General features: G+C 61.5%; 16 protein-coding genes, 1 other RNA gene and 3 pseudogenes. 12 read left to right on the top strand and 8 right to left on the bottom strand.

Annotated features, from left to right (window positions below; all coding sequences use genetic code 11):
- Positions 1 to 101 precede the first annotated feature (101 nt).
- A complete protein-coding gene (locus tag ACFXS9_RS26240) occupies positions 102 to 1,667 on the bottom strand; it encodes a tripartite tricarboxylate transporter permease (protein ID WP_392693622.1) in 1,566 nt (521 codons plus the stop codon).
- Between the two features lie 7 nt (positions 1,668 to 1,674).
- Positions 1,675 to 2,175, bottom strand: a complete 501-nt coding sequence (locus ACFXS9_RS26245; protein WP_392693624.1) for a tripartite tricarboxylate transporter TctB family protein — start codon at positions 2,173 to 2,175, stop codon at positions 1,675 to 1,677.
- 389 nt (positions 2,176 to 2,564) lie between these two features.
- Between ACFXS9_RS26245 and ssrA the strand changes: the two genes are divergently transcribed.
- The 5 genes from ssrA (at position 2,565) to ACFXS9_RS26270 (ending at position 5,773) form a co-directional block, all read left to right on the top strand.
- Positions 2,565 to 2,921: a transfer-messenger RNA gene (ssrA, locus tag ACFXS9_RS26250) on the top strand.
- 144 nt (positions 2,922 to 3,065) lie between these two features.
- Complete coding sequence (locus ACFXS9_RS26255; protein WP_057846960.1) at positions 3,066 to 3,581, top strand: SspB family protein; 516 nt, start codon at positions 3,066 to 3,068, stop codon at positions 3,579 to 3,581.
- 71 nt (positions 3,582 to 3,652) lie between these two features.
- Positions 3,653 to 5,068: a class II fumarate hydratase gene (gene fumC, locus ACFXS9_RS26260; protein WP_392693626.1), complete on the top strand. Its 1,416-nt coding sequence runs from the start codon at positions 3,653 to 3,655 to the stop codon at positions 5,066 to 5,068.
- Positions 5,069 to 5,330: 262 nt separating this feature from the next.
- Positions 5,331 to 5,519: a DUF4169 family protein gene (locus ACFXS9_RS26265; RefSeq protein WP_392700017.1), complete on the top strand. Its 189-nt coding sequence runs from the start codon at positions 5,331 to 5,333 to the stop codon at positions 5,517 to 5,519.
- Positions 5,516 to 5,773: a ribbon-helix-helix domain-containing protein gene (locus ACFXS9_RS26270; protein WP_057846962.1), complete on the top strand. Its 258-nt coding sequence runs from the start codon at positions 5,516 to 5,518 to the stop codon at positions 5,771 to 5,773. The genes ACFXS9_RS26265 and ACFXS9_RS26270 overlap by 4 nt, the downstream gene beginning before the upstream one ends.
- 52 nt (positions 5,774 to 5,825) lie before the next feature.
- On the opposite strand, the gene ACFXS9_RS26275 is transcribed toward ACFXS9_RS26270, so the two are convergent.
- Positions 5,826 to 6,404 (bottom strand): tetratricopeptide repeat protein, encoded by a 579-nt coding sequence (locus ACFXS9_RS26275; RefSeq protein ID WP_392693629.1) that lies wholly within the window; start codon positions 6,402 to 6,404, stop codon positions 5,826 to 5,828.
- A 269-nt stretch (positions 6,405 to 6,673) separates the two neighbouring features.
- Here ACFXS9_RS26275 and ACFXS9_RS26280 point away from each other — a divergent pair.
- Positions 6,674 to 7,048: pseudogene (locus ACFXS9_RS26280) on the top strand (ATP-binding cassette domain-containing protein); the annotation flags it as partial.
- Positions 7,049 to 7,154: 106 nt separating this feature from the next.
- Positions 7,155 to 8,252: an ATP-binding cassette domain-containing protein gene (locus tag ACFXS9_RS26285; RefSeq protein ID WP_392693631.1), complete on the top strand. Its 1,098-nt coding sequence runs from the start codon at positions 7,155 to 7,157 to the stop codon at positions 8,250 to 8,252.
- Here the strand turns inward: ACFXS9_RS26285 and ACFXS9_RS26290 are convergent.
- Both ACFXS9_RS26290 and ACFXS9_RS26295 read right to left on the bottom strand, forming a co-directional pair.
- Positions 8,249 to 11,898: pseudogene (locus ACFXS9_RS26290) on the bottom strand (AsmA-like C-terminal region-containing protein). The gene ACFXS9_RS26285 and the pseudogene ACFXS9_RS26290 overlap by 4 nt on opposite strands.
- Before the next feature lie 166 nt (positions 11,899 to 12,064).
- Positions 12,065 to 13,297, bottom strand: coding sequence for a cytochrome P450 (locus tag ACFXS9_RS26295; RefSeq protein ID WP_392693634.1), 1,233 nt, complete (start codon positions 13,295 to 13,297; stop codon positions 12,065 to 12,067).
- A 108-nt stretch (positions 13,298 to 13,405) separates the two neighbouring features.
- Here ACFXS9_RS26295 and ACFXS9_RS26300 point away from each other — a divergent pair, with 108 nt between their 5' ends.
- On the top strand, positions 13,406 to 14,017 hold the full coding sequence (locus tag ACFXS9_RS26300) for a TetR/AcrR family transcriptional regulator (RefSeq protein ID WP_334418138.1): 612 nt from the start codon (positions 13,406 to 13,408) through the stop codon (positions 14,015 to 14,017).
- A gap of 10 nt (positions 14,018 to 14,027) precedes the next feature.
- Here ACFXS9_RS26300 and ACFXS9_RS26305 read toward each other — a convergent pair whose 3' ends face one another.
- The gene (locus ACFXS9_RS26305) at positions 14,028 to 15,329 is read right to left on the bottom strand and encodes an MFS transporter (RefSeq protein ID WP_392693637.1); all 1,302 of its coding nucleotides are present in this window, start codon (positions 15,327 to 15,329) and stop codon (positions 14,028 to 14,030) included.
- A 207-nt stretch (positions 15,330 to 15,536) separates the two neighbouring features.
- Between ACFXS9_RS26305 and ACFXS9_RS26310 the strand changes: the two are divergent.
- From ACFXS9_RS26310 to ACFXS9_RS26325, 4 genes and pseudogenes are all read left to right on the top strand, one after another.
- Positions 15,537 to 17,152: pseudogene (locus ACFXS9_RS26310) on the top strand (ABC transporter substrate-binding protein).
- Between the two features lie 232 nt (positions 17,153 to 17,384).
- Positions 17,385 to 19,124 (top strand): adenylate/guanylate cyclase domain-containing protein, encoded by a 1,740-nt coding sequence (locus ACFXS9_RS26315; protein WP_392693639.1) that lies wholly within the window; start codon positions 17,385 to 17,387, stop codon positions 19,122 to 19,124.
- Between the two features lie 43 nt (positions 19,125 to 19,167).
- Positions 19,168 to 20,091, top strand: coding sequence for a hypothetical protein (locus ACFXS9_RS26320; RefSeq protein WP_392693641.1), 924 nt, complete (start codon positions 19,168 to 19,170; stop codon positions 20,089 to 20,091).
- Between the two features lie 94 nt (positions 20,092 to 20,185).
- Complete coding sequence (locus ACFXS9_RS26325; protein WP_392693644.1) at positions 20,186 to 21,625, top strand: S8 family serine peptidase; 1,440 nt, start codon at positions 20,186 to 20,188, stop codon at positions 21,623 to 21,625.
- 80 nt (positions 21,626 to 21,705) lie between these two features.
- On the opposite strand, the gene ACFXS9_RS26330 is transcribed toward ACFXS9_RS26325, so the two are convergent.
- Complete coding sequence (locus tag ACFXS9_RS26330; protein WP_392693646.1) at positions 21,706 to 22,695, bottom strand: hydroxyacid dehydrogenase; 990 nt, start codon at positions 22,693 to 22,695, stop codon at positions 21,706 to 21,708.
- 103 nt (positions 22,696 to 22,798) lie between these two features.
- Entirely contained in the window at positions 22,799 to 24,841 is a 2,043-nt protein-coding gene (locus tag ACFXS9_RS26335) for an adenylate/guanylate cyclase domain-containing protein (RefSeq protein ID WP_392693648.1), read from the bottom strand.
- Between the last annotated feature and the right edge of the window lie 7 nt (positions 24,842 to 24,848).

The raw sequence follows: 24,848 nt of genomic DNA on the forward strand, positions 1-24,848 counted from the left end.
CGAAATCGTTGCAATGCCGAGCCCGCCGGCCGGCATATTCCATGGCATAGAAAATTAGCCCGAAGTCGACCAGACTTCGGGCTGCGGCGCACCGACGCAGGTCAGTTCTCCGATTCCACAAACACCTCGTCGCGCTTCTTACGCAGCGACGGCAGCACCGCAAGAACCAGCAACGCCGCTGCAATCGCCATCAGGATCGCCGACAATGGGCGCGTCAGGAAGACAGACCAGTCACCGCGTGAAATCAGGAGTGCGCGGCGCAGGTTTTCTTCCATCAGCGGCCCGAGCACCATCCCGAGCAGCAACGGCGCCGGCTCGAAATCGTGCTTGATCAGCCAGTAGCCGACCAATCCGAACGCACCAGCGATCATGACGTCGGTTGGCGCGTTGTTCACGGAGTAGATGCCGATACAGCAGAAAACCACGATCGAAGGGAACATCAGCCGGTAAGGCACCCGCAACAGCCGTACCCAAATGCCCACCAAAGGCAGGTTGATGATCAACAGCATCAGGTTGCCGACCCACATCGAGGCAATCATGCCCCACACCAGGTCCGGTTGTTTCTGCATCACCTGGGGACCGGGCACGATGCCGTGAATCGTCATTGCGCCGACCATCAGCGCCATCACCGCGTTCGGCGGAATACCAAGCGTCAGCAATGGAATGAACGAAGTCTGGGCTGCGGCATTGTTGGCACTCTCGGGCGCTGCCACGCCGCGGATTTCGCCATGACCGAACTTCGAGGGATCTTTCGCGACCTTCTTCTCAAGCGTGTATGCCGCGAATGATGCGATCACGGCGCCGCCGCCCGGCAGAATGCCGAGAATCGATCCGAGCACGGTGCCGCGCAGGATCGCAGGGGCCGTCTCCTTGAGATCCCTCCGCGTCGGCATCAGTCCCGACACCTTCTCCTGGACCAGCTTGCGATCGGTTTCGCCGCCGGCATCGAGATTGCGAATGATCTCTGCAAAGCCAAACAAGCCCATCGCCAGCGTGGCGAAACCAAGACCGTCAGCCAGTTCGGGAATGTTGAAGGCCATGCGAGACGCGCCGGTCTCGATGTCGGAGCCGACCATCGAAAGCAGCAGGCCGAGCACGATCATCGCGATCGCCTTCAGCACCGAGCCTTTCGCGAGCACAACCGCGAAGATCAGGCCGAGCACCATCAGCGAGAAGTATTCGGCAGGTCCGAACGCCAGCGCGATCCTGGTGAGCGGCGCGCCCAGCAGGGCAATCAGCACGGTCGCGACGCAGCCGGCGAAGAACGATCCGATCGCGGCGATCGCGAGCGCCGGACCGGCGCGGCCTCTTTTCGCCATCTGGAAGCCGTCAAGCGCGGTGACCACCGAGCCGGCCTCACCTGGAATATTGACCAGGATCGACGTGGTCGAGCCGCCATATTGCGCACCGTAGTAGATGCCTGCCAGCATGATCAGTGCGCCTACCGGGGGCAGGCCAAAGGTGATCGGCAGCAGCATGGCCACCGTAGCGATGGTGCCGATGCCGGGCAGCACGCCAACCAGCGTACCGACCAGTGCGCCGATCAGGCACAGCAGAATATTGACCGGGATCGGAATGGAAATTCCGCCAAGGAAAGCGGGTGTCCACTGCACGAACTGGAAAACGACGCCGAAGCCGAGTCCAAGATTTGAGAAGATATCTCCCATCGCGCCCTCACCGGATCATGAAAGTCGGCAGGAGCTGCAACGGCAGTCCGAGCGCGTATGGAAACAGCAGGCTGCAAAACGCCGTCAGGCAGACGGCAACGATCAGCGTCTCCGTCCACTTGGTTTCCGGTGACCCGCATGCCGCGATCAAGAAGGCGGCCATGGCGGCAAAGATCATTCCCATGGGTCTGATCGTGAAGGCAAACGTCAAAATCGCGATCGTCACGAAAAACGGTCCCCGCCAATGGTATTTCGCGAGATGGGGACCTTCGGTGACAACGCCGACGACGGTAATGAGGGCGCCTAGTCCCAGCAGCAAAAATCCGAACATCCGCGGCGCGGTGCCGGCGCCGAACGAAAATCCGCGCATGCCCTGCAGGTCGCTCGACGCCCAGAGGGCGAACGCGGCAATCGCCATCAAGGCAATTCCGCCGACAAACTCCTGCGGGTTGCGAACCCATTTCGGCATGATGGATTTGACCGGCGCATGGCCCGGCGTAGCATTCATGGATATCTCTCCTCCCCAAGACAGGCTTCTCGCCCGTTTGCTTGGATAACCTGGATACTTGTCCCGGAAACTGCCTAGCGACTTTCCTCAGACAACGCCAGCAAAACCCAAAGCACTCCAGCGCCGACGGTAAACGGGCCGGCCAAAGCCGCCATCAGACCCACAGATCGCAACTTTTGCGGTCGGAGCACTGCAGCACACGCGAGTGAATTGCCGATCACGTTACGATCCGCGCGGGGCGAGCGCCGGGATGGCGGCGAACAGCGCATAGTTCGTGCAATGAATGTGGCGGCACATTTTTGGAATCATCGAATCCATGGCGAAACCGCAACTGGACGATAGCAAACCGAAAGTGAGGTGCCATGTTCCCCTCCTGTTCAGCGCCCTTGGCCCTGTTTTTCTCCGAACCTGCACCCTATATTGGGGGTGCCGGTTCGCCGGCTATGGAAATAAATGACCGTCGCAATAAACCATTCGGACCCGGGGGCAGTACCCGGCGCCTCCACCCAAGCCCACCCACCCGTGGTGGGTTTCGGCGGGGGCGAACCAGGATCGACGAGGGCGTAAAGGACGAGTTTTTTCCCGGTATTGTTCCGCCGTTATCGGGCTATGCAATAGTTGCAAACGACAACTATGCTCCGGTTGCTCAGGCTGCGTAACGCAGTTTGAAAGACCGATCTAAAGTCCTAGCGGGTTAAGCTCCGCTAGGCGGGGTTCGGAGGCACCTGGCAACAGAAGCCTCCACTTAATTCTTTTCATTTCCGGCCGACGGGAGCCGTTGCTGCAAATTCGATCCGTCGCGCCTGCTGACCTGCGGCGCCCGCCGGGGTAGCATAGGGGCAAAGGGGCGAGTCGGGGGACCGGCGGCCATAAAACCTGACAGGACGACCATGGCGACCGATCACATCCGTTATGACGTGCTGGCGCGCGACGCGCTGCGCGGAGTGCTGCGCCGCGTGCTGGCTGACGCGGCCGAACACGGCCTGCCCGGCGAGCATCATTTCTTCATCACCTTCCTGTCCACCGCCGACGGCGTGAAGCTGTCGCCGCGGCTGTTGGCGCAATATCCGGAAGAGATGACGATCATCCTGCAGCATCAGTTCTGGGATCTGGTGGTGACGGAAGATCGTTTCGAAGTCGGCCTGTCGTTCGGCGGCATCCCCGAGCGGCTGGTGGTGCCGTTCGCGGCGATCAAGAGCTTCCTCGATCCGTCGGTGCAGTTCGGCCTGCAATTCGAGCCGTCGGAAACGGTGGCAGAGGCGCCCGCGGCGAAGGTGCCGGCGGTTTCCGCGCCGTCCGCCCTGCCCGTCGCCGCGCCGGAGCCCGCCGCGGAAATCGAGGATGAACCGGCAAAGACGAGCGAAGGCGCTGAAGTGGTGCGACTAGATCGTTTCCGCAAGAAATAATCTAAGCGCGAGAAACTCCGCTACGCTGTAGTGTACGCGTTCCGCCCTTTCGCGGCGCAACGGACATACGCATGGCTCGAGCAAAAACATCCGGAAACAAATCTACTCGTAGCGAGACCGACAGCTTCGGTCCGATCGACGTTCCCGCCGACCGCTATTGGGGCGCGCAAACCGAGCGCTCGCGACAGAATTTCAAGATCGGTCAGGACCGCATGCCGATCGCGATCGTCCATGCACTCGGTATCGTCAAGCTCGCCGCCGCCCAAACCAACCGGGAGCTCGGACTGCTCGATGCACGCAGAGCCAGCGCCATCATCCGCGCCGCACGCGAGGTGATCGAAGGCAAGCTCGACGATCACTTCCCGCTGGTCGTCTGGCAGACCGGCTCAGGCACCCAGACCAACATGAATCTCAACGAGGTGATCGCCAACCGCGCCAACCAAATGCTGGGCGGCGAACTCGGCGCCAAGAAACCGGTTCACCCCAACGACCACGTCAACATGAGTCAGTCGTCGAACGATTCATTCCCGACGGCGATGCATATCGCTGCCGCCGGACGCATCGTCGCCGACCTGATTCCGGCGCTTGACGAGTTGCATCGCGAATTGCGCAAGAAGGAAAAGGCGTTCGCCAAAATCGTCAAGATCGGGAGAACCCACACCCAGGACGCAACGCCGTTGACGCTGGGGCAGGAATTTTCGGGCTACGCCGCGCAGGTCGAAAGCGGGATCGCGCGGCTGCGAGCCGCGGTGAAGGAGCTGTTCCCGTTGGCGCAAGGCGGCACCGCGGTTGGAACCGGTCTCAACTCGAAGCCGAAATTTGCAAAACTGTTCGCCAGGCATGTCGCCAAAATCACAAGGCTGCCCTTCACCAGCGCACCGAACAAGTTCGAGGCGCTGGCTTGCAACGACGCCTATGTGCTGGTGCATGGCGCGATCAATTCGATGGCGACCGGTCTGTTCAAGATCGCCAATGACATTCGCCTGTTGGGTTCGGGCCCGCGTTCCGGTCTCGGAGAATTGATCCTGCCGGAAAACGAACCGGGCTCGTCGATCATGCCCGGCAAGGTCAACCCTACCCAGTGCGAAGCGATGACGATGGTCTGCTGTCAGGTGTTCGGCAACCAGACCGCCGTCACCGTCGCCGGCAGCCAGGGGCATTTCGAATTGAATGTTTACAAACCCGTATTAGCATATTGTATGATCCATTCCATTCAACTGCTGTCGGACGCGGCGCGCTCGTTCACCGAACATTGCGTGGTGGGCATCCGCGCCGACGAAAAGCGAATCCGCGAATTGATGGAGCGCTCGCTGATGCTGGTCACCGCACTGGCTCCCAAGATCGGATACGACGACGCGGCGAAGGTCGCCAAATCGGCACACGCGCGCGGCACGACTTTGAAGGAAGAGGCTGTGCGCCTCGGGTTTGTGGACGCCGCCGAATTCGAACGCCTGGTGCAGCCGGACAAAATGACACAGCCGGGCTGATCGCCCCCGGGAAACTACGGATGAGAGATATAAATTATGGATGATACCCGAAGAATGAGGTGGATCATCTATCGCCGTTGTGTTGACGCATGGTAGGAGCAGGAATTATTCGATTTTTCGCAGAGCGAAATGTATTTTTGATGCTATCAGAGCCGGCAGACGGGGATTCCTGAATGACCATCAAATTTGCTTGCGCACGATGCGACGTTTTTCCGCCCCATGAATCATCATGTCTTCGAGTCGCCGGATGATGGAGGCGAGCATGGGAGACGTGATTAATCTGAAGCGATTCAAGAAGCGTACCGAACGGGAACAATCGGCAAAGCAAGCCGATGCCAACCGCGCACGCTTTGGCCGGACCAAGATCGAACGCACGCTCGATGAACGTCGCAAGGATCGCGCCGGCGATCTTCTGGACCAGCACAAGCTCGAGGACGGAGACGCATCATGAAGTCGCCCGTCGTCAAACGTTCGATCGTCGTTGCCGGTCACAAGACCAGCGTCAGCCTCGAAGAAGCTTTCTGGAACGGGATGAAGGAAATCTCGGGCCTGCGCAACATGACGCTGTCCGAACTGGTCGGCGAGATCGACAGCAATCGCCAGCAGGGCAACCTGTCCTCGGCGATCCGCCTCTTCGTGCTCGACTATTTCCGTACCCGCGCCATGCCGGCCGCCACGCCGGACGCGCCGCGGCCGCAGGCGTAGGCCTCGATCAGGCGAGCGCGTCGCAACGCACCCGCCCTGTTACGTCATAAGCTCAATAAACGAGTCCGGTGCCGGGCGGCTTTTCGAGCGCCGCGGCCAGCGATCGATACTCCTCACAAGCCGTGCCGCAAATCGCCGCGATCCGCGTCAGATGATACGACGCCTGATCGCGATTGCCCTGCTCGACCTGCCACAGGCCGTAATACTGCCAGGTCAGCACGTGGTTCGGATCCGCCTTCAACGCGCGCTCGTACCAAGCCTGCGACAGCCTGTAGTCGCCGAGCTTGCGATAGGAATAGCCGATCAGATTAGCAACGTCAGCGCTATCGTCACGGCCGAGCGCCTTTAGCTGCTCGATGGCCCCAGCAAAGTCGTTGCGCTCATAGATCGTCGCATGCGCGGTGCGGTACCCCTGCCGAAACGCATCATCGTCGGCGCTCGACTGTTTGGGGGCCTTCTTCTTCGACTTCGAGGTCGATTTGGGAGCGGATCTGGTGTCCGGCGGCGGCGGCGGGCTGGCCGAAGGCGGGTCACCGCCGCCTCCTGCGGCAAAGGCCGGAACGGATGGCGGCGATGCGATCACAGCCATTGAAAACAACGTTAGCGTAGCGAGCTTGATTGCCGACTTCATATGCAAACCTCCGGGTTTCCTGCGTGAGCGCATCCATGGTCCAGCCGGAGGTAGAGACCCCGCCGCGAATGAAGTATTCCCGCCAGGCCGCGCGCAAACCGTTTGCACGCTGGCTGGACGAACGACGGCAATACGTATCTAATTGACGGTCGTTGCCGACGGAACCCGGCGAAAACCGGCTGAAGAAGCGTAGAGACCCCTGGAGAGAGAAATGGACATCGCAAAGCTGACCGCGCCTCGCGACCTCAGTCCATTTTCGGAAGCTCTCCATGCCTGCCTTTCTCGTTCTGGATTCCATTTGCCTCGCCACGCCTGACGGACGCCCGCTGTTCGACGGATTGACGCTCGCCATAGGGCGCGAGCGCACCGGGCTTGTCGGCCGCAATGGCTGCGGCAAATCCTCATTGCTGCGCCTGATTGCGGGCGAGATCGAACCTGCAGGCGGATCGCTGCAACGCATCGGCTCGATCGGCATGCTCGCTCAACTGACTGACGAACGGCTGACGACCGACGAAGCGCTCGGCGTCGCCGGCGACCTCGCCCGCCTGCGCCGGCTCGAACGCGGCGAAGGATCGCTTGATGACGCGACGGAAGCGGATTGGACGCTGGAAGCGCGAATACAGGCGGCGCTGGTCGAGGCCGGACTGCCGTCGCTGCCGCTCGATCGCCCGATCGTCTCCTTGAGCGGCGGCGAGCGAACGCGGGGTGGCGCTGGCGCGGCTTTTGATAGAGGCACCGGATCTGCTGCTATTGGACGAGCCGACCAACAATCTCGATGCCGACGGAAGGCAGGCCGTGGCGCAGATGCTCGAACGCTGGCAGGGCGGCGTGCTCGTCGCCAGCCACGACCGCACGCTGCTCGAACGCGTCGACCGCATCGTCGAACTGACGCCGGTCGGCGTCACCCTGTTCGGCGGCGCGTGGCCGGAGTTTGCAAAGGCGCGTGAGGCGGCGCGGGCCCGCGCCGCCGATGACCTCGACCGCGCCTCGGATGCCTTACGCAATACCGAGCGCGCAGTGCAGAAGGCGCGGGAAAAGAAGGCGCGCCGCGACAAGGCCGGCCGCGCCTGGCGCGCCAAGGGCATCGAGGACAAGATGTTCATGGACCGCGAGAAGGAGCGCGCCGAGAACAGCGCCGCGCGCGAAAGCGGGCTTGCCAGCCGCCTGCTCGGCGAGCGCACTGAAGCGCTGGAAATGGCCAAGGCGCACGTCGAGATCCTGACGCCGCTTTCGATCGATCTACCGCGCACCCATCTGCCCGGCGGCCGCGAACTCGTCGCCTTGAAAGACGTTGTGATGGCCTTTGGGGAGCGTCATCTGTTCGGACCGCTGTCGTTCGGGGTTCGCGGACCCGAGCGGATCGCCATCCGCGGCGCCAACGGTTCTGGCAAGACCACCTTGTTCCGCCTGCTCACCGGTGAGCTGAACCCCGCGAGCGGTGACATCGGCCGCCTCACCGACCGTATTGCCGTGCTCGATCAGCATGTCGGCCTGCTCGATCCCGGCTTAAGCATTCTCGACAATCTGCGGCGCCTCAATCCGGAACTATCGGCCAACGCGGCGCACGCCGCCCTGGCGCGGTTTGCGTTCCGTAACAAGGCCGCGCTGCAGATCGCGGCGACGCTGAGCGGCGGCGAGCGGCTGCGCGCGGGTTTGGCCTGCGTATTCGCGCGACCGCAGCCGCCTCTGCTCCTGCTGCTGGATGAGCCGACCAACCATCTCGATCTCGCCTCGATCGAGGAGCTCGAGGGTGCACTAAAAGGATTCGACGGCGCGCTGATCGCGATCAGCCACGACGAGGCGTTTCTGAAGGCGATCGGGATTAACCGGGAGATTGCGCTCGGCTAATTGGAGCGCGGCGGTGGATTGGCGAGCTGCGGTGTCAGCGCAAGCGGCGGGCGCGGCTTCGGCTTGGCGGCGCCGGGCGCCGGCCGGACGTCGATCGGCGGCGGCAGCGGCGCAACCTGCGGCTGGCCTGCGACAGGCGCCGGCGGCGCATTGACGACCGGCGGACGCGGCGCGGTCATCTTCTTCGCCGGAGGTCGCCGTGGGTCGCGCCCTTTGGCGCGACGACCGGCGCGCTCGGCACCGCCTCCGGAATCGGCAACTGCCCCTCCGTAGGCAGCACGATTGGCGGCGGCGACGGCGGCGGCGGCTCGCCGCGCTCGATGGCATCGAGCCTTCGCGTTTCGTGATCGATCGCACGCACCGCCAGCCACGAAGACAACGGGGCAACGTCGACGCTGCGGCTCAGCGCATCGGGCGTCCCTACGGCAAGCAGTTGAATCTCCGGACGCCCGGTCGTCATCGTCAGCGAAAGGGCGGCGCGGATATCGGCCTGATCGGCGGCGATATCGTATCCGCCGGATACAATGGCCCGCACGCCATTGCCGTCCAGCGTCGTCGCGCCGACGCGAAGCCGGCCGTCCCTGATGGTGAACGGGATTTGCGCCGAAGGCACCGCAAGCGCGCCGGCCGGAAGAGCGGATTCGACGATCTGCTTCAATCGGACGTCGTCCTTGGCCTGCCCGTTGTCATTGGCGCGCACCGCCACCTCGAAAGCGCGCGGATCGAGGCCTGATATCCTGGCCGCGTCCAGCGTCAGCGTTCCGCTGCCGGACAGCGCGCCCGCCAGCGCCGAGGCGCTGCGGCCCTGGGTTGTTAGCGTCACCTGCATCGACGCGCGGCCGGAAGGCATCGCGAGATTGCGATAGCGTAGCGTCGCGCCGTCGACACCGGAAAGCTGGACGCTCGCGTTCAAGGCAATTCCGTGCGCGCCCAGCCTTGCATCGATCGTGGCCGTGACATCGCCGCCGCCGATCTTGCCTTTGATGGCATCGAAGGTCAGCGACTTGCCGTCGCTCTTGATCACCCCGCTCACCGGCTGCAATTCGCTTCCGCCTGGAAGCAGGCCGCGCAACGCCTGAAACGCGATGCTGCCGCGCCAACCCTTCGCAATCCCGGGGCCGAGCGGCTCGGTGGCATCGTGTCCGGCGGCGCCGACCGCCAGGGCAAGAGCCGGCGTCAGCGCGAGCTGGTCGGCGCCGATCTCACCCTCGATCTCCTTCTCCTCGCCGAGCGTCACAGCCACGCGGCCGCGCAGGCGCGAACCGCCGACGCTGCTGTCGAGATCGTCGAAGGTGAGCTTGTTGCCGGTGAGCTGTACGCGCGAGGACAGGCCGATGTCCTGCGCCAGCGTATCCGCCGGTTTGAGATCGAGCAGCGGGGCGAAATCGGCGCTGCGAACTTTCAGGCCGAGAACGGCCTTTGCCTCCGGCGCCCATGGTTCGGCGGAGCCTTCCGCTTCGGCATCGAGTCCCGTTCCCGAGATCTTTGCCTTGAGCCGCAACGGCGCACCCCACGCACCCGTCGCGGTGCTCTCGAATTGCGCGGGACCATCGCCCACCGTGATGGCGCGATCGAAGCCGAGCAATGCCAGCAAGGTGCGTCCCTGCTCCGACGACAATTTCGAATCGATCCAGACCTCGCTGCGCTGGAGCGCGGCCAGATCGATGCCCTGGATCGCCGCGACGGCGGGTCTGGCGGTGATCGTGCTGGTGCCCTTGAGCAGCGGCGAGTCGAGTTCGGCCGTGGCGCGCGCCTGGACGCGATCGGACGGTCCGGCATTTTTGGTGAGATCGAGCGCCAGTTTCAGGCGCGCCGGACCCGGGCTCGTCCCCATCGCACTGAGCCGCGCGGCCAGCGGCGGTGAAAAGGGGAACGATCAGGCCGGTCAGCCGGCCGAGCGAGGCGGCGCTCGAATTGAGCGCGAACCATCCGGTCGCGTTGACGCGGTCGAAATTGCCCGCGCCGTCCAGCGTCACGCTTTCAAGCTCGCCGATCTTCAACTGCTCGAGCGATATCTTCGCCGGCGAGTAAGCCAGCCTGGCGAGCAACGGAGATAGCTCCTGGCCGGCGGAGGTGGCGCGGCCGATATCGAGCGAGAGCTTCCCCTCGTCCGGCCACTCGCCTTGCGGGCCTACAAGCGACCGCGCAAAGGCCGTGGCGGCATCCAGATCGAGACGCGCCGCTTTCAGTTCGGCATCGATCCGGGAGCCGTGATCGGCTTGCCGGTGCGACACCGCCACCCGTCCCTCCACCGTGCCGCCATCGATGTCGGCCTTCATGGTGTCGATGGCAAAGCCTTCGGGCGCCACGGTGATGTCGCCGCGCAGGCGAAGCGGCTTCTGGCTGCGATAGGCGGTATCGCCGCGGCCCTGCAGCCAGGTCAAGAGCGCGTCGGGATCGGAGGATCTCGACGCTGAGCGCGGCCTTGAAGCGGTCCGGCACAGCGCTCTTCGCGCCGGCCTCGCTGAGCGAAACCCTGGTCGCGCCGGGCGCGCGGAACTCCAGCCTGTGGACACGCCAGGATTTGGCATCGCCTTCGAGCTCGGCAGCGATGTCCTGCAATGGGCGCCCGCCGAGCATGACCTGCTCGGAGGCGAGTTCGATTTGCGCTGGGATCGGCAGATGCGGAATGACGGAGCTGAGCGCCTGCAGCGCCGGCAGCGCGCGAGCCGGCTCAGTCGAATTGTCTTTGCCATTTTCCTTGGCAACGAACCTGTCGGCATCGAGCTGACGTGCCGATAGCGCAGCGCGCAACAGCGGCGTCGCACCGAAACGGATGTCGCCGCTGCCTGCAAGCTTCAGGGCGCGCTCCTCGGCGCCATAGGTCACTTCGACCTGTTCGAGCCGCGCCGCCGAATAGTCGGACTTGATCTTCGCCGCGATACGCCACGGTGGATCGTTGCCCTTGCCCTTCGGGCCGGGAGGAGCGACGAGCGTTATCGCGCCTTCAAACCGCGGCGCGCGGGAATCGAAGTTCAGCAGGCCGTCGAGATCGATGGCGAGCGAGCGCTGGCCCGGATCGATATTGAGATGAACGCGGGTGCCGTTGCCCTCGGGACCCTGCCCCGAGGAGACCCGAAACGGATAGCGCGTGCCCGACAGCATGAAATTGCCGTCGCCGCGGATCGAACCGGCCAGCGAACGCACGTCGCCGCTGAAAGCGATGTCGTTCAGTTCGAGCGTAGAGCGGCTGACCGCATCATGCAGGGCGATGCGGCCGGTCAGATTGACCCGATCGATCGCCAGTGAACCCAGGTTGAACGCCCTGGTCGATGCCGGCCAGTCGATCCGTCCTCTGGAATCGAGGCCGAGATCGAGCGACATGCGGTTGATCGTCAATTCGGTGGCGCGCACCTCGCCGCGCATCAGCGAGCCCAGGCTGAATTCCACGTCGAGCTTGTCGGCACGAACCTTGCCAAGGTCGTTGACGCCGCCGACCACGACCGAGTGCAGTTGCAGCGACGGCGCCGGCAATAGGCGTGCGTCGAGCTTGCCGCCGACGCGCACCGGCGCGCCGATGATCTCGGCTCGCCTCCGCCTCGAATTGCGGCCGGAACTGGTTCCAGTCGATGAAATACGGCCCGACCAGCGCGGCGATCAGCGCAATGATAAAGGCGATTGCCAGGCCGAGCAGCGTCGTCTGCACGGTGTCTCCTCTTGAACGGCCCCGGCGTAGGCCACGCCACGTCGAACCCGGCCCCGGAGCAGCCCGGAATATAGAGAGAAGTACGGCGAAGTCACAGCGGCATGCTGACAGGAGCCGCCCAGCTCCGGATCGGCGGAGCCAAGGGCAAAAACCGCCCGTCGGGGCGTCACCAGCTCGCCGGCAGGCGCTTCAGGCCGCGCAGCACGAAGGTCGGCCGCCATTCCGCATTGACAGCGTCATCGAGCCGCAGGTCCGGTAGCCGGCGCAACAGGGTCGAGATCGCGATCTCGGCCTCGATCCGCGCCAACTGGGCCCCGAGGCAGAAGTGGATGCCCCCGCCGAACGATAGCGGTTTCACGTTGGGCCGGGTGATATCCAGCCGCTCCGGGTTATCAGGATAGACCGCCGGGTCGTGGTTGGCCGAGCCGAGCAGGCAAAGCACGCTCTCGCCCTTCGGGATGCGCTTTCCGCCTAAATCGTCGATATCCTCCAGCGCCACCCGGCCGGTCAACTGCACCGAGGAATCGTAGCGCAGGAACTCCTCGATGGCGTTGGTGATCAGTTCGGGCCTCGCCTTGAGCAGCGCGAGCTGGTCTGGATTGCGATGCAGCGCCAGCAAGCCGTTGCCGATCAGGTTGACGGTGGTCTCGTGGCCGGCGCCGAACAGCAGGATGATATTGGCGGTCAGTTCCTCATTGGTAAGCTTGCTGCCGTCTTCCTCGGCCTGCACCAGTTGGGTGATCAGGTCGTCGCCCGGGCTTTTGCGCCTGAGATCGAACAGTTGCTGGAAATACATCGCGGCCAGCGCGTTGCTGGAGTTACCCTGCTTGATCTCCTCCGGCGACAGCGGCACCGGATCGAGCAGGCGTCCGCCGTCGCGTGAACCCGTATAAAACGCCTCACGATGGTCCTCAGGGATACCGAGCATGTCGCAGATGATGGTGACCGGCAGGCGGAACGCGAAATCCTCGATCAGGTCCATCTGCCCCTGCGGGATGATGCGATCCAGCGTCTCGTCGACGACCTGCTGGATGCGCGGGCGCATGTCCTCGACCCGGCGCGCGGTAAAGGCCTTCACCACCAGTCCGCGCAAGCGGGTGTGGTCCGGCGGATCCTGCTGCAGCATCCAGTGGCTCATGCTGCGGAACACCGGCTCGTCCATGATCTTGGGGCCGTAGCGGCGGACGGTGCGCTCGACATAATCCTTGCCGAACCGCTTGTCGCGCATGACGAGGCTGACCTCGGCATGACGGCTTGCGACATACATCCCTAGCGGCGTCAGATGCACGGGATCGGTGGTGCGCATCCGCTCGTAATGCGGATAGGGGTTGCGAATGAATTCCGGGGCCAGCGGATTGAACAACGGCGCGCTACTGGCAGCCTGAACATGCTCGTTCATGGTGACCTCCTGCTGGCTGTGCGCCATTCAGCGCGTTTTTCCCGGGACCGATCGGTCGAAATTCGATACATCATTGTATTGAGTTGCATTTTCGCCTAAACTGGACAGATGTCAAGAGTGCGAACCAGACCCACAAGGGACGACACCCGCGAAAAGCTGTTCGAGGCGGCGGCGCGCGTGTTCGAGGAACAGGGCATTGGCGGCGCCAGCATCGAGGCGATTGCGGCGGCGGCCGGCTTCACGCGCGGGGCATTTTATTCGAACTTCAAGAGCAAGGACGAACTGATCATCGCTATGCTCGAGGATCACGTCGAGCAATCGATCGGACGCATCCGCGATCTGCTCGAGCGGCACAAGAACCTCGCCGACTTCATCGATGCGCTCAAGACCATGAATAGAAGCCAGCAGGATCCGCTCGGCCGCTCTCCCCTGCTGCACATGGAAATGATCCTGTTCGTGGCACGCGCCGAAAAGCGCCGGCCCGAACTTGCCAAGCGGCTGCGCGCCCGGCGAAAGCTGGTCACCGACATCATCGAGACCACGGCCAGGAACAGCGGCAGAACAACTATTCTCAATCCGCCATGGGCCGGCGCGCTGGTGCTGGCGCTGGAGGACGGCTTTCGTCTGCACCGCCTGATCGATCCAGAGACCACGCCGCCCGACAGCTTTTTTCGCGCCATCGGCGACCTGCAACGAGCGATGGGAATTTCATCGGCATGAGACGTTGCGGCTACGCCTGGTCGTGCTTGATTGGCGCCTTGTGCATTTGTCCCGCGACCGCCCTCACCTTGCCCGGCGATGCCTGCCAGATCGCCACCGCCGACAGGATGCTGACGGCAATGCCGAGCGCAAAGGCGAGCGTATAGCTGCCTGAAAGATCGTACAGCAGCCCGGTCGCCCATGGGCCCGCCGCACCTCCGGCCAGCGCCGCCAGCATGATGGTGCCGAAGATGCTGCCGTATTGCTTGCCCTGAAAGATTTCCAGCACCACCGCGCCCATGATCGAGGTCAGGCCATAGCCGAGCGCGCCCTGCGTGAAGATCATGAGATAGACCAAAGGCAGCACCGGCGCGAACTTCAAGGCGATCAGCGCGGCGAAGCAGATCGCAAAGCCGGCACAGCTTATCGCCCAGATCCATTCGCGGCCGATCCGGTCGGAGAGATGCCCGAGCCAGATCTGGCCCGGGATGCCGAGCAGGCTGACGACGCCGAGCGCCCATACCGCGACGTTGGCACTGAAGCCGATGTCGAGCAGGTATTTGGTCTGGTGCACCTGCACCGCGTACCAGACATACAGGCCACCGAAATAGCCGAGCGAAATCCACCAGAATCGCGCGGTGCGCAGCGCGCGGCGCAGTGTCCAGTCGGTGGCGGCCCAGACGGGATCGACGACGTTCGAGCGAGGCGCGGCCGATGTGGCCGACGGTGCCGCGTCGCCATCCGGCAACAGCCCGATATCCTCGGGCCGTTTCCGCAGCAGCAGGTTGATCGGCGCGAGCACGGCGAGCACCAGAATACCCATCGCGGTGCAGGCGGTGCGCCAGCCTGTCTGCTCGATCATGTGCTGCACCCACGGCAGCAAGGTCACCGAGCCGATGCCGACGCCGGCAAAGGCGAGCCCCATGGCGAGCCCGCGGCGGCGGATGAACCAGTTCGGCAGAAACAGCGATTGGCCGGAATAGCCGAGGCACACGCTGCCCGCGCCGACCAGCACGCCGATGGTGAGATAGAGATGCCAGGGCTGCGTCGTGAGCGGCGCCAGCAACAACCCGCCGCCCATCAGCGCAACGCCGAGCTCCATCACCGCACGCGGCCCGAGGCGATCCATCATGCGGCCGATCAGCGGGCTGATGCCGCCGGAAACCAAAAAGCCGAACGAAAACGCGCCCGCCGTGACGCCGCGATCCCATCCGAACTCGCCAATGATCGGCGGAAAGAACAGCGAGAACGCCGTCCGCGCATTGACGCCGATCGCCATGGTGACGAACGTCACCACAACGATCAGCCAGCCGTAGAAGAAGGGGAGATGCATGGGGGCAATTCTTTTGGCGCAAATGGAGGGGTTCGGCTCTTTGATAAGGCCGTGACCGGAAAACACTCAATGGTTATCCTACGTTCCGCCGGAGCGTAGCCCCCTGAGTTATGCACTATCATGAACTTGACGCTAGATGGACCTTGGTGGCTGACACCGCACGATGCTAATTAATCGGGATGGGCCAGACCCTGCGGGCTAGCATGCATGCATTCTCGGAGAGGTAACATGCTGTTTCGTCCTACCGTTTTTGCCTTGGCGGTCATTCTGTTTTCCGGGGGGCCCGGATCGACGCAGACTTTGCGATACGCCAATCAGGGAGACCTGAAGTCGCTCGATCCGTACACGCTCAATGAAGTCACAACCCTCGCCCATCTGGGCCACATCTATGAAGGACTGATAGCTCGCGATAAGAACTTAGAGATAGTTCCTGCTTTGGCGGAGAGCTGGGAAACGCCAGAGCCAACCAGATGGCGTTTTCACTTACGCCGCGGTGTGAAATTCCATAACGGCGACGACTTCAAAGCCGACGACGTCGTATTTTCGGCGAATCGAGTCCGGGCCAAGGGCTCCAACATGCAAACCCGCATGCCAGCGGAAGCCAAGGCAATAAAGGTCGACGACCACACCGTCGATTTTGTGCTGACAACCCCCGATCCCATTTTGATCACTCAATGGGCGGCTTGGTACATCATGAATAAGAAATGGGCGGAGGCGAACAACTCGTCGGACCCAACGCCGGCCTCCGCTACATCGCCAAGCTACGCATCGCTGCACGCAAACGGCACCGGGCCGTTCGTGGTAGAGAGCCACCAGCCTGGCGTCCGTACTGTGTTCAAGCGGAATCCGAACTGGTGGCGCAAACCTGTCGAGCATAACCTGGAGGAAATTGTCTTTACCCCGATCAAGTCTGACGCCACCCGCGTCGCGGCCCTACTCGCCAACAATGTGGACGTGATCGAACCGGTGCCGCTGCAGGACATCGACCGCATCAAAGCGAGCCCCAATGCTGGTGTGATTACCGGACCTGAGTTGCGCACGATCTTCCTGGGAATGGATCAGCACCGCGAAGAGCTGCTGTTCTCGAACGTGAAGGGCAAGAACCCATTCAAGGACATTCGTGTCCGTGAAGCCATGTTCAGGGCAATCGACGTCAATTTAATCAAGACACGTGTGATGCGCAACACGTCAAGGCCATCCACATTGATGATAGCGCCCGAGTTGTTCAAACTATCGGATGATTTCGTTCGTCCGTCGTTCGATCCAGAGCGTTCCAAAAGATTACTCGGCGAAGCCGGCTACCCGGACGGTTTCGAGGTGGGAATGGATTGCCCGAATGATCGCTACGTTAACGACGCTGATATCTGCCAGTCCGTGGTTGGCATGCTGGCGCGTGTAGGAGTGAAGGTCACTCTTTTGGCGCAACCCAAACAGCATTTCTTTGCCAAGGTGCTGAAGCAGGGGGCTTCAAAACATCATTCTATCTGTTCGGATGGGTTCCTACGACACTAGATGCCAACAGCGTGCTCTATGACCTTATGGGCTGCCGGGACAATCCGTCGAGCTCGCGCGGTGAAGCCAACCTTGGCGGCTATTGCAACAAGAAAGTTGATGAGTTGGCCGACAGGATGCGGGTCGAAATGAACGAGAACAAACGTAACGAGCTTGCCAAGCAGGCTTTCCAGATCGTTCTCGACGACTACGGCTACATACCGCTCCATCAGCAGCCACTGGCTTGGGGTGTGTCAAAAAAAATCAAACTGACCCCACGCGCCGACAACCAAGTGCTTCTGTATTGGGCACGAAGGGTTAGCAACGACTAGGAAGGGAACGGGTGACGCGCCCGGTCACCGTCGCGAGAAACTTCAAGAACGACATATTGCAAGGGTGCTGGAAAGCTGGCAGGCTATTAGCCTACGTTATGAGTCTGTGAAAGCGTAACGATAAAACCCGGGGGCAGTTATGCCACTTCCGGCGGAATTCGAGGCGAATACTTCTTCCCACGTTCTGCCTCCGCATGAGGAAGACGCCGTCGAAGTCCGGATTAGCCGACGGTTGGCAGCCGTCGCGTTCGTAGACGTCGTTGGCTACACCGCTTTGATGGCAAGCGATGAAAGTCATACGCACCTCCGATGGATGAAAATACTCAACGAGGTAATCCGTCCTCGTATCTCGCAATATCGTGGCAGGCTGGTCAAATTGACCGGCGATGGTGTCCTCGCCGAATTTTCCAGTGCTCTTGATGCGGTCGAATGGGCACAAGACATCCAACGATTGGTTCCGTCCGTTCAAATCGAGCGCAGCGGACAACCCCCGTCAATCGCCCTGCGCATCGCAATCAACGTGGGAGACATCATAGTCACTGAATCCGACATCTACGGGGACGGTGTAAATGTGGCTGCAAGGTTGCAGGAGCACGCCGAGCCCGGCGGCGTATTGTTGTCCGAGTCCGTGTATGATGTGGTGCGCGGCACTGTTGGCAGGTTCACGCGTGAGCTCGGCTATCTCAAACTCAAGAACCTGGAAAAACCAGTACGAGCTTATGCAGTCAGTGTAGACGCGCCGACGATCGTCGTTCCGAGTCGTCGCCATCGCGAGAGCCTCCCCTCGATAGCTGTTCTGCCGCTACAGAATCTTGGCGGTGATCCCGCAGATGACTATTTTGCCGATGGTATAGTTGAGGACATTATTGTTTCTCTAGCCGGCTTACGCGAACTTTTCGTGATCTCGCGTGCTTCGACCATCAAGTACCGCGGCAGTAACCCCGATCCTCGCGAGGTCGGCCAGTCTCTCGGTGCGCGCTACATTGTCTTTGGCAGCGTTCGTCGATCCGAGCGTTTAGTCCGGGTTTCGATCCAGGCATGCGACTCCGAAACGATGGAGACGCTATGGGGTGACGCGGTGGAAGTTGCCCCCGGCGAGCTGTTCGATCTTCAGGATCACATCGTCCGGAAGATAGTTGCCGGCATTGCGCCAAAGGTCCGCAACAGCGAACTACGCAACGCGATGCGGAAAAAGCCGGAAAGCTTCACCGCATATGACTACGCGCTCAGGGGCATACAGATTATCAACAGCCTCGACAAACAGACATTCCTGAAAGCGCGTGAATTCCTGAACAAGGCGATTGCCGAGGATCAACAGTTCGCCATGCCCGTCGCATGGGCGGCGCGGTGGCATAGCATGTACGTCGGTCAAGGCTGGTCCCCCAACCCGAACGAGGATGCGGCCAGCGCCGCTCAACTAGCCGCACGAGCGATAGAGCTGGATGGACAGAACGCGCTTGCCCTAGCCACTTTCGGTCACGTGAAGTCGTTTCTGTTTCATGAATACGATGGCGCGATGATATACCTTGATCGAGCGCTCGCTGCATGCCCCAACCACGCGGTTGCATGGATACTATCCAGCGCCACATTGAGCTATATTGGGGAGGCGGAGCAGGCAATCAGACGCGCAGAGCATGGTTTACGCCTTTCGCCGTTCGACCAGAATCTTTTCTACTTTTACATGTTTCTGAACCTCGCATACTACGCCAAGGGCGACTTTCGAGAGGCCGTGAAGTGGGGAAGGATGTCCTTTGAAGAGAACGCCTTGTACACTGCCAATCATAGAGTTTTGATCGCGGGCCTGGTTGGCCTGGGCCAAATGGAAGAAGCGCGTGAAGTCGCGGCCAAGCTGATTGAGTTAGAGCCGGAGTTTCGGTTGAAAACCTATGAAAGGACCCGGCAACCCTTTCGTCATGAACAGATCAAAGAGCGATTCATGCAGCATTTGAGAGCGGCTGGACTCCCGGAATGACCTGAGAGCGAAAATCAGCCGAGTGCAACGGGGGAGAAATGACATGAGATCATTTGGACCGGCTGACGGTGCTGATGGTGCAGACGGCGCAGATGGCGCCGACGGCGCAGATGGCGCGAATGCTTCAAGGCTAGGCATCGAGAAACCATCATTGATCCGGCCTATTGGCGTTTCACCGGCTCTAGCCAAGCTCGCAAACGAGAATTGGTTCAGGGGCAATAGATGGCCGCCTGCGGATCTTGCTGCACCATTCGCGAATACCGCTGCCGTGCGCTTCCCACCGAACGCATGGAGTGCGTTCCATTTGTCGATCGTTGTGCTCAGTGAATTTGTTCGAGTGCCGGGCTGGGATCAGTTCAACCTTCAGGCTGCGGAGCCTATTCCCGCGGGGGCAGCGCTGCAAGCTGAACTAAATGAGCTTCACGAGTTGGTGGACTATCGCCCGGGAGTCATGTCTGAGGCTTTGGCCCAGCGCGATAATATCTCCGTGTATTGGGCTGGCCTGCTGATGTATAATAAGTCTTCGCATCCTGCGACTTACTTGTTGACCCAAATCGCTCTACGTGTGGGCCAATTTCAGGCGATGCACTATAAATTCAATCCGGGCGGAGGGCTCCAGCCTCGGCCGCGTCCCTCTCAACTTTCACCTTCGCTGATGCCTCCGATCGATATCCCGGGCCACGCATCCTATCCAAGCGGGCACGCTACAGAATCGTACTTGTTGGCGGGCATCCTTGCGCGAGTCATGCCTGTTGCAGCTAGTACCGAAACAACCATCGGCGACCGTGATAGCACTCCGCTGCGGCGCCTTGCCGAGAGAGTGGCGCGCAACAGGGAAGTGTTGGGCCTGCATTATCCCTCCGATAGCCGGGCCGGAAAATTCCTCGGCGATCAATCTTTGACACTTCTGCTTAACTGCCCAACCGTTCTGCCTCTTATTATCGCTGCTAACGCGGAATGGCAGTGATTTCTCGCAAGCTACATTGCGACCTCCGGGTTCACTTGAGTACGGAGTCTTTCGGTGACGATGTCGATCGTTCAAAGCATAAGGAGCGACTGATATGATTCGGCAGGTAATCGTGGCCCGTCGCAGCGACTTTTCGAGTGCACTACCAGACGGGAGTGCGGCAAAGACCGACAGCTCAGGAGATGAAGAGCTATTTTTGAAGGTAAATGCGCTTCTGCGCAAACTGCTGGGTAATTACACGGGGCCATTAAGTATTCTTGGAATTCCTTTATTGGATTGGCAGGTTCAGCTCACGGACACACCGCGAGAGCTGCCGGTCCTCGAACAATTAGTTATTTCGATAGGTATTCCGGATTTGGAAGGTATTCCGGATTTGGACGGTTTGAACGAATTCCGTAAGGCGGTAGAGGACGCGAATAATACCGCACGCGATCAGGGAAAGCCCGAGCCTTTTTTCGGCGTGGGCGCCGATCTTCATCTCGCTGAATCAGAATATTTCTGTCCCGCAAACGTCGATCAGATTCTGTTCGGCGACAGAAATGCCGCCGCGTTGCTTACGAGATCCGGCGGCCTGGCGCAGCGGGGTTTAACCGGACGCGGTGTCAACATTGTTGTTATTGATCAAGGTTTTGACGCAGCGATGGTTCGGAACTTTGGCGGAGGGTTTGTCAACGGGACCGTCTGGCCAGGTACGACTACACGCGGTCATGGCTTGATGTTGGTTCGGAACATCGTCGATGCTGCGCCCGATGCAACGTTTTATGACGTACCGCTCATTCCGCCGAGAATTAGCAATGTGACGGGTTTCATTGGCAGCGCTTTGCATGTTTTTTATCAGCTAAAACTGCTCATCGAGTTCTTGCGTCAGTTGTCCATTCCTCCGTGGGACGGACCTTGGGTGCTTGTAAATGCTTGGTCGATTTTCGACCGCTCCACTGAGGCGCCGCCTGGCGATTACACAGAAAGACCAGGTCATCCACTCAACGCGGTCGTGGACGCGACGGTAGACGATTTGATCGATATCGTTTTTGCAGCTGGGAACTGCGGGCAGTTCTGTCCTGACCGACGCTGTGGAAAGCGCGACATTGGTCCTGGTAGCAGCATCTTTGGCGCAAATTCGCACCCGAGAGTGCTGACTACAGGAGCAGTTAGGACGGATGCTCGGTGGTTGGGAAATTCGTCGCAAGGACACGGACAGCTGTTACTTTCTCGGTGGAAGCCAGATCTGTGTGCTCCGAGTTCCTTTCGTGAGGTCGGCGATGCGTCCCTTGGTAATCTAGATGGAGCATTCGTTGGCAACACCGGGTCCCCTTATGTTGCAAGCACTGGCACATCGGCCGCCTGCGGATTGGCTGCGGGCATTGTCGCGGCAATTCGCAGCGGATGGGACCAAAGAATCCTTCACCCTGATGATTTGAAGCAAGCGCTCAACGACAATGCGCGCAAGACTGAAGGTCCAGGATGGAATGAGCGTCTCGGACACGGAATTATCGACGTGGAAGCCACTTTGCTAGCCTTAGAATCGAACGCATAGCAGAGAATTCGACAAGATCTATCGCGGATCCATCGTGACGGTCGTTCAAGGGGCGGGCGAGATCACAGCGGCGGCAGTAGTCACCGCTTCGTTACAGGACTCCGCTTCCAACGCTCGGCATTGACCCCGCCGGCCGGTACCTTGCCCGCAACAATGTCCTCCACCTGCCGCACCGTCTCCAGCGACTGGCTCTCGATCGCCGGCGGCGTCAGGCCGCCGATATGCGGGGTTGCGATGACGTTCGGTAGGCTTGCGAGCTCCGGCGACGGCATCTGGTCCAGCGCGCGGCCGACATCCATTGCGGCGCCGGCGATGCGGTTCTCGCGGAGCGCCGCTGACAACGCCGCCTCGTCGACGAGATTGCCGCGCGACAGGTTGATGAAGAAGGCGTGCGGCTGCATGCGGGCCAGCGCCGCCTGCCCGATCAGATTCTCTGTTTGCTCGTTGGCGACCGCGAGGCAGACGATGTAGTCGGAACGATCAAGCAGTTCGTCGAGCGGTACATGCCGGATCGCGGCATCGCTGACGGTCGCAAAGGGATCGGCGACCATGATCTCCATGCCCAACACCTTGGCGATGTCAGCCAGGTAACGGCCGATGCTGCCATAGCCGATGATGCCGAGGCGGCTGCCGGCCAACTGCCGGCCCATGATGACCTCCGGCTTGCGGCCGGCATGGTAGTCGGCGGTCGCACGTGAAACCCCGCGCGACAGATCGACCATGAAGCCGAGCGCGAGTTCGGCGACCGATTGAATGAAGCCGGGTCCGGCGCGTGTGACCAGAACGCCGGCGGCCGAAGCGGCTTCGACGTCGACGTTGCGGATGTCGACGGCGCAACGAACGAAGGCGCGCAAGTTCGGCAGCGCTGGAAATATCTCGCCCGGCCCCGCGGTGAGCCGGTCCGCCACGATGATATCGACATCGCGGGCGGCCTCGATCAAGCCGGCGGCATCGAGCGCGTCGCTTGCTTCATGCAGTTTCACCTGCGCGACGGCCTGCAGCCCGGCAAGACTACGGTCGCCGTAGTACTGGGCGCGCGACTGCGGCGTATGGGTCAACAGCACTTTCAACGCGGAACGGCTTCCCTATCGATCGCTGGCGAATGCAGCGTGAAGGCCGGCACATCTATGGCCAAACCGCCCCCGCAAGGCAAGGCGGCAAAGCCGCGTCGGGCTACTTGGTCCGCGCCACCGTCGTTCCGTCCCAATCTTCGCCGGCCGGATTTTCGAGCTGCTGCCTGCAGCGCTCGATCATTGTCACTGAGGCTGCATCGTGCTCGCGGATTTCCAGCACCTTCTCGAATGCGCCCATCGCAGCCGAGAAATCCCGCGCGCGCCAGGCGGCAAGGCCGGCCTCGTACGAAGCCACCCAGGCGGGTGCGCCGATATCGCCGGCCATATCAAGCAATTCATAGATCTGCAAACCACCCGCACGGCCATAGACCGCCAGCCGGTCGAGTTCGCGAACCACGATGCTCTTCCCGGCGAGCCTTCGCGTTTCGGGGCCGATGATGATCGTGGAGCCGTACACTTTGTTGGTGCTCTCCAGCCGGCTCGCAATATTCACGGCATCGCCGATCACGGTGTAGTTCAGCCGCACCTCCGATCCGATATTGCCGACCAGCATGTCGCCGGAATTGATGCCGATGCGGATCCTGACCGGCTGGCCGTAGTCGTCGACGAGACCTGCCTCTTCCACCGCGCGCCGGCACGCCAAGGCCGCCCGGCAGCAATCGACGGCATGATCGGGGTTGGGCGACGGCGCGCCCCAGAACGCCATCACGGCGTCGCCGATGAATTTGTCGATGGTGCCGTTCTGGTTTTGAATCTGCGCCGAGACGCAATCGAAATAGCGCGACAGCAGCGGGATGATGCGGTCGCCGAGCCGCTCCGATATGCCGGTGAAGCCGGCCAGATCGATGAACATCACGCTCATCGGCCGCACCGCGCCGCCAAGCCGCGCGCCGTTGCCGTCGCTGATCAGCCGTTTGACCAGATCGGCCGGAATGTATTTTCCGAAAGCGGCGAGCCCCTGCGCCATGTCGCTGATCGCGCCCGACAGGTTTCCGATCTCGGCCAGCCGCGACGGATGCCGCTGCACCTTGTCGAGGTCGAAACGCTCGACATGCCTGATCTCGTTCACCACCTTGATCAGGGGAGCTGCGATCAGGCGCTGGGCGAGCCACGCCGACAACAGCCCGGCAAAAACGATCAGGACCGCAAGCCCGATCAGCAGGTTTCGGATCGTCATCTGGACGGGTCCGAGAAATTCCGATTCCGGCACCACCGTCACCAGCGACCAACCCGGAAACGATATCGGCGTGATCACGGCCTGATAGGCCTTGCCGTCCCGCGTCACCGTCGTGTTGAACGGCTGGCCCTCGCCGGGTTCATAGGCGCTACCGGCGTTTCGGATCGCATCGACCGCGACCGGAAACAGCGGGTGATCGGTCTTCAGTGCCACCAGTTCGCTGGCATCAGGATCGGGCGAGGCCACCACCTTGCCGTCCCGCTCGAGAATGAAGGCGCCCGCGGATTTCCCGACCGTGAGCTGCGACAGAAAATTCGAGACGCGGGTCAGCTCAATGATGATCGCAACGACGCCGGCCGGTTTGTGATCGATTTCGATCGGGGCAGAAAAGGCCGCCGCCAGCCGCTCCCCGCGCGGATGCGTCGTCAGCGTCGACCAGTGTTCGTCGTTGGTCTCTTTGGCGACCCGAAACCATTCCTGCTCGATCACGGAATAGTCGGTGTCTTCGAACCAGCTCGCCTTGAGCCGAAGATCGTTACCGACGAATTCGTAGCGATTGATGCGCAAATTGCGGTCGGGCGTGATTTCGAGCATTTCGATGACGTTGTCGCCGAGCTTGTGCCCGGCAAAGAACGAGCCGTCTGGCCATCCGAATGCCACCCAGGATATCGTCGGTTGCGACAGCAACTGCGAGCGGAAAACGATCTCGCGTTTTCGGGCGTCGCGCGGGTCGAACACTTTTTCGGCCAGCAGCGTTCGCACCGACAGCATCGACGACCGCGCCTCTGAAGTGACCGACTGCAGTTCGTCGCTGACCGCGGATACGATCTGGTCGTTGATGGTGTTGGCGAGCGTCTGGCTGACCTGATGGGCGGTACGCCACCACAAAAGATGCACGCCGACGGCACTGACGACGATCGACGTCAGCACGAGGGCGGAAATGGCGGTGCGGATGCCGAGGCGCATGCGGGGT

This window comes from Bradyrhizobium sp. RDI18 (assembly GCF_043203335.1).
Classification (GTDB): Bacteria; Pseudomonadota; Alphaproteobacteria; order Rhizobiales; family Xanthobacteraceae; genus Bradyrhizobium; species Bradyrhizobium retamae.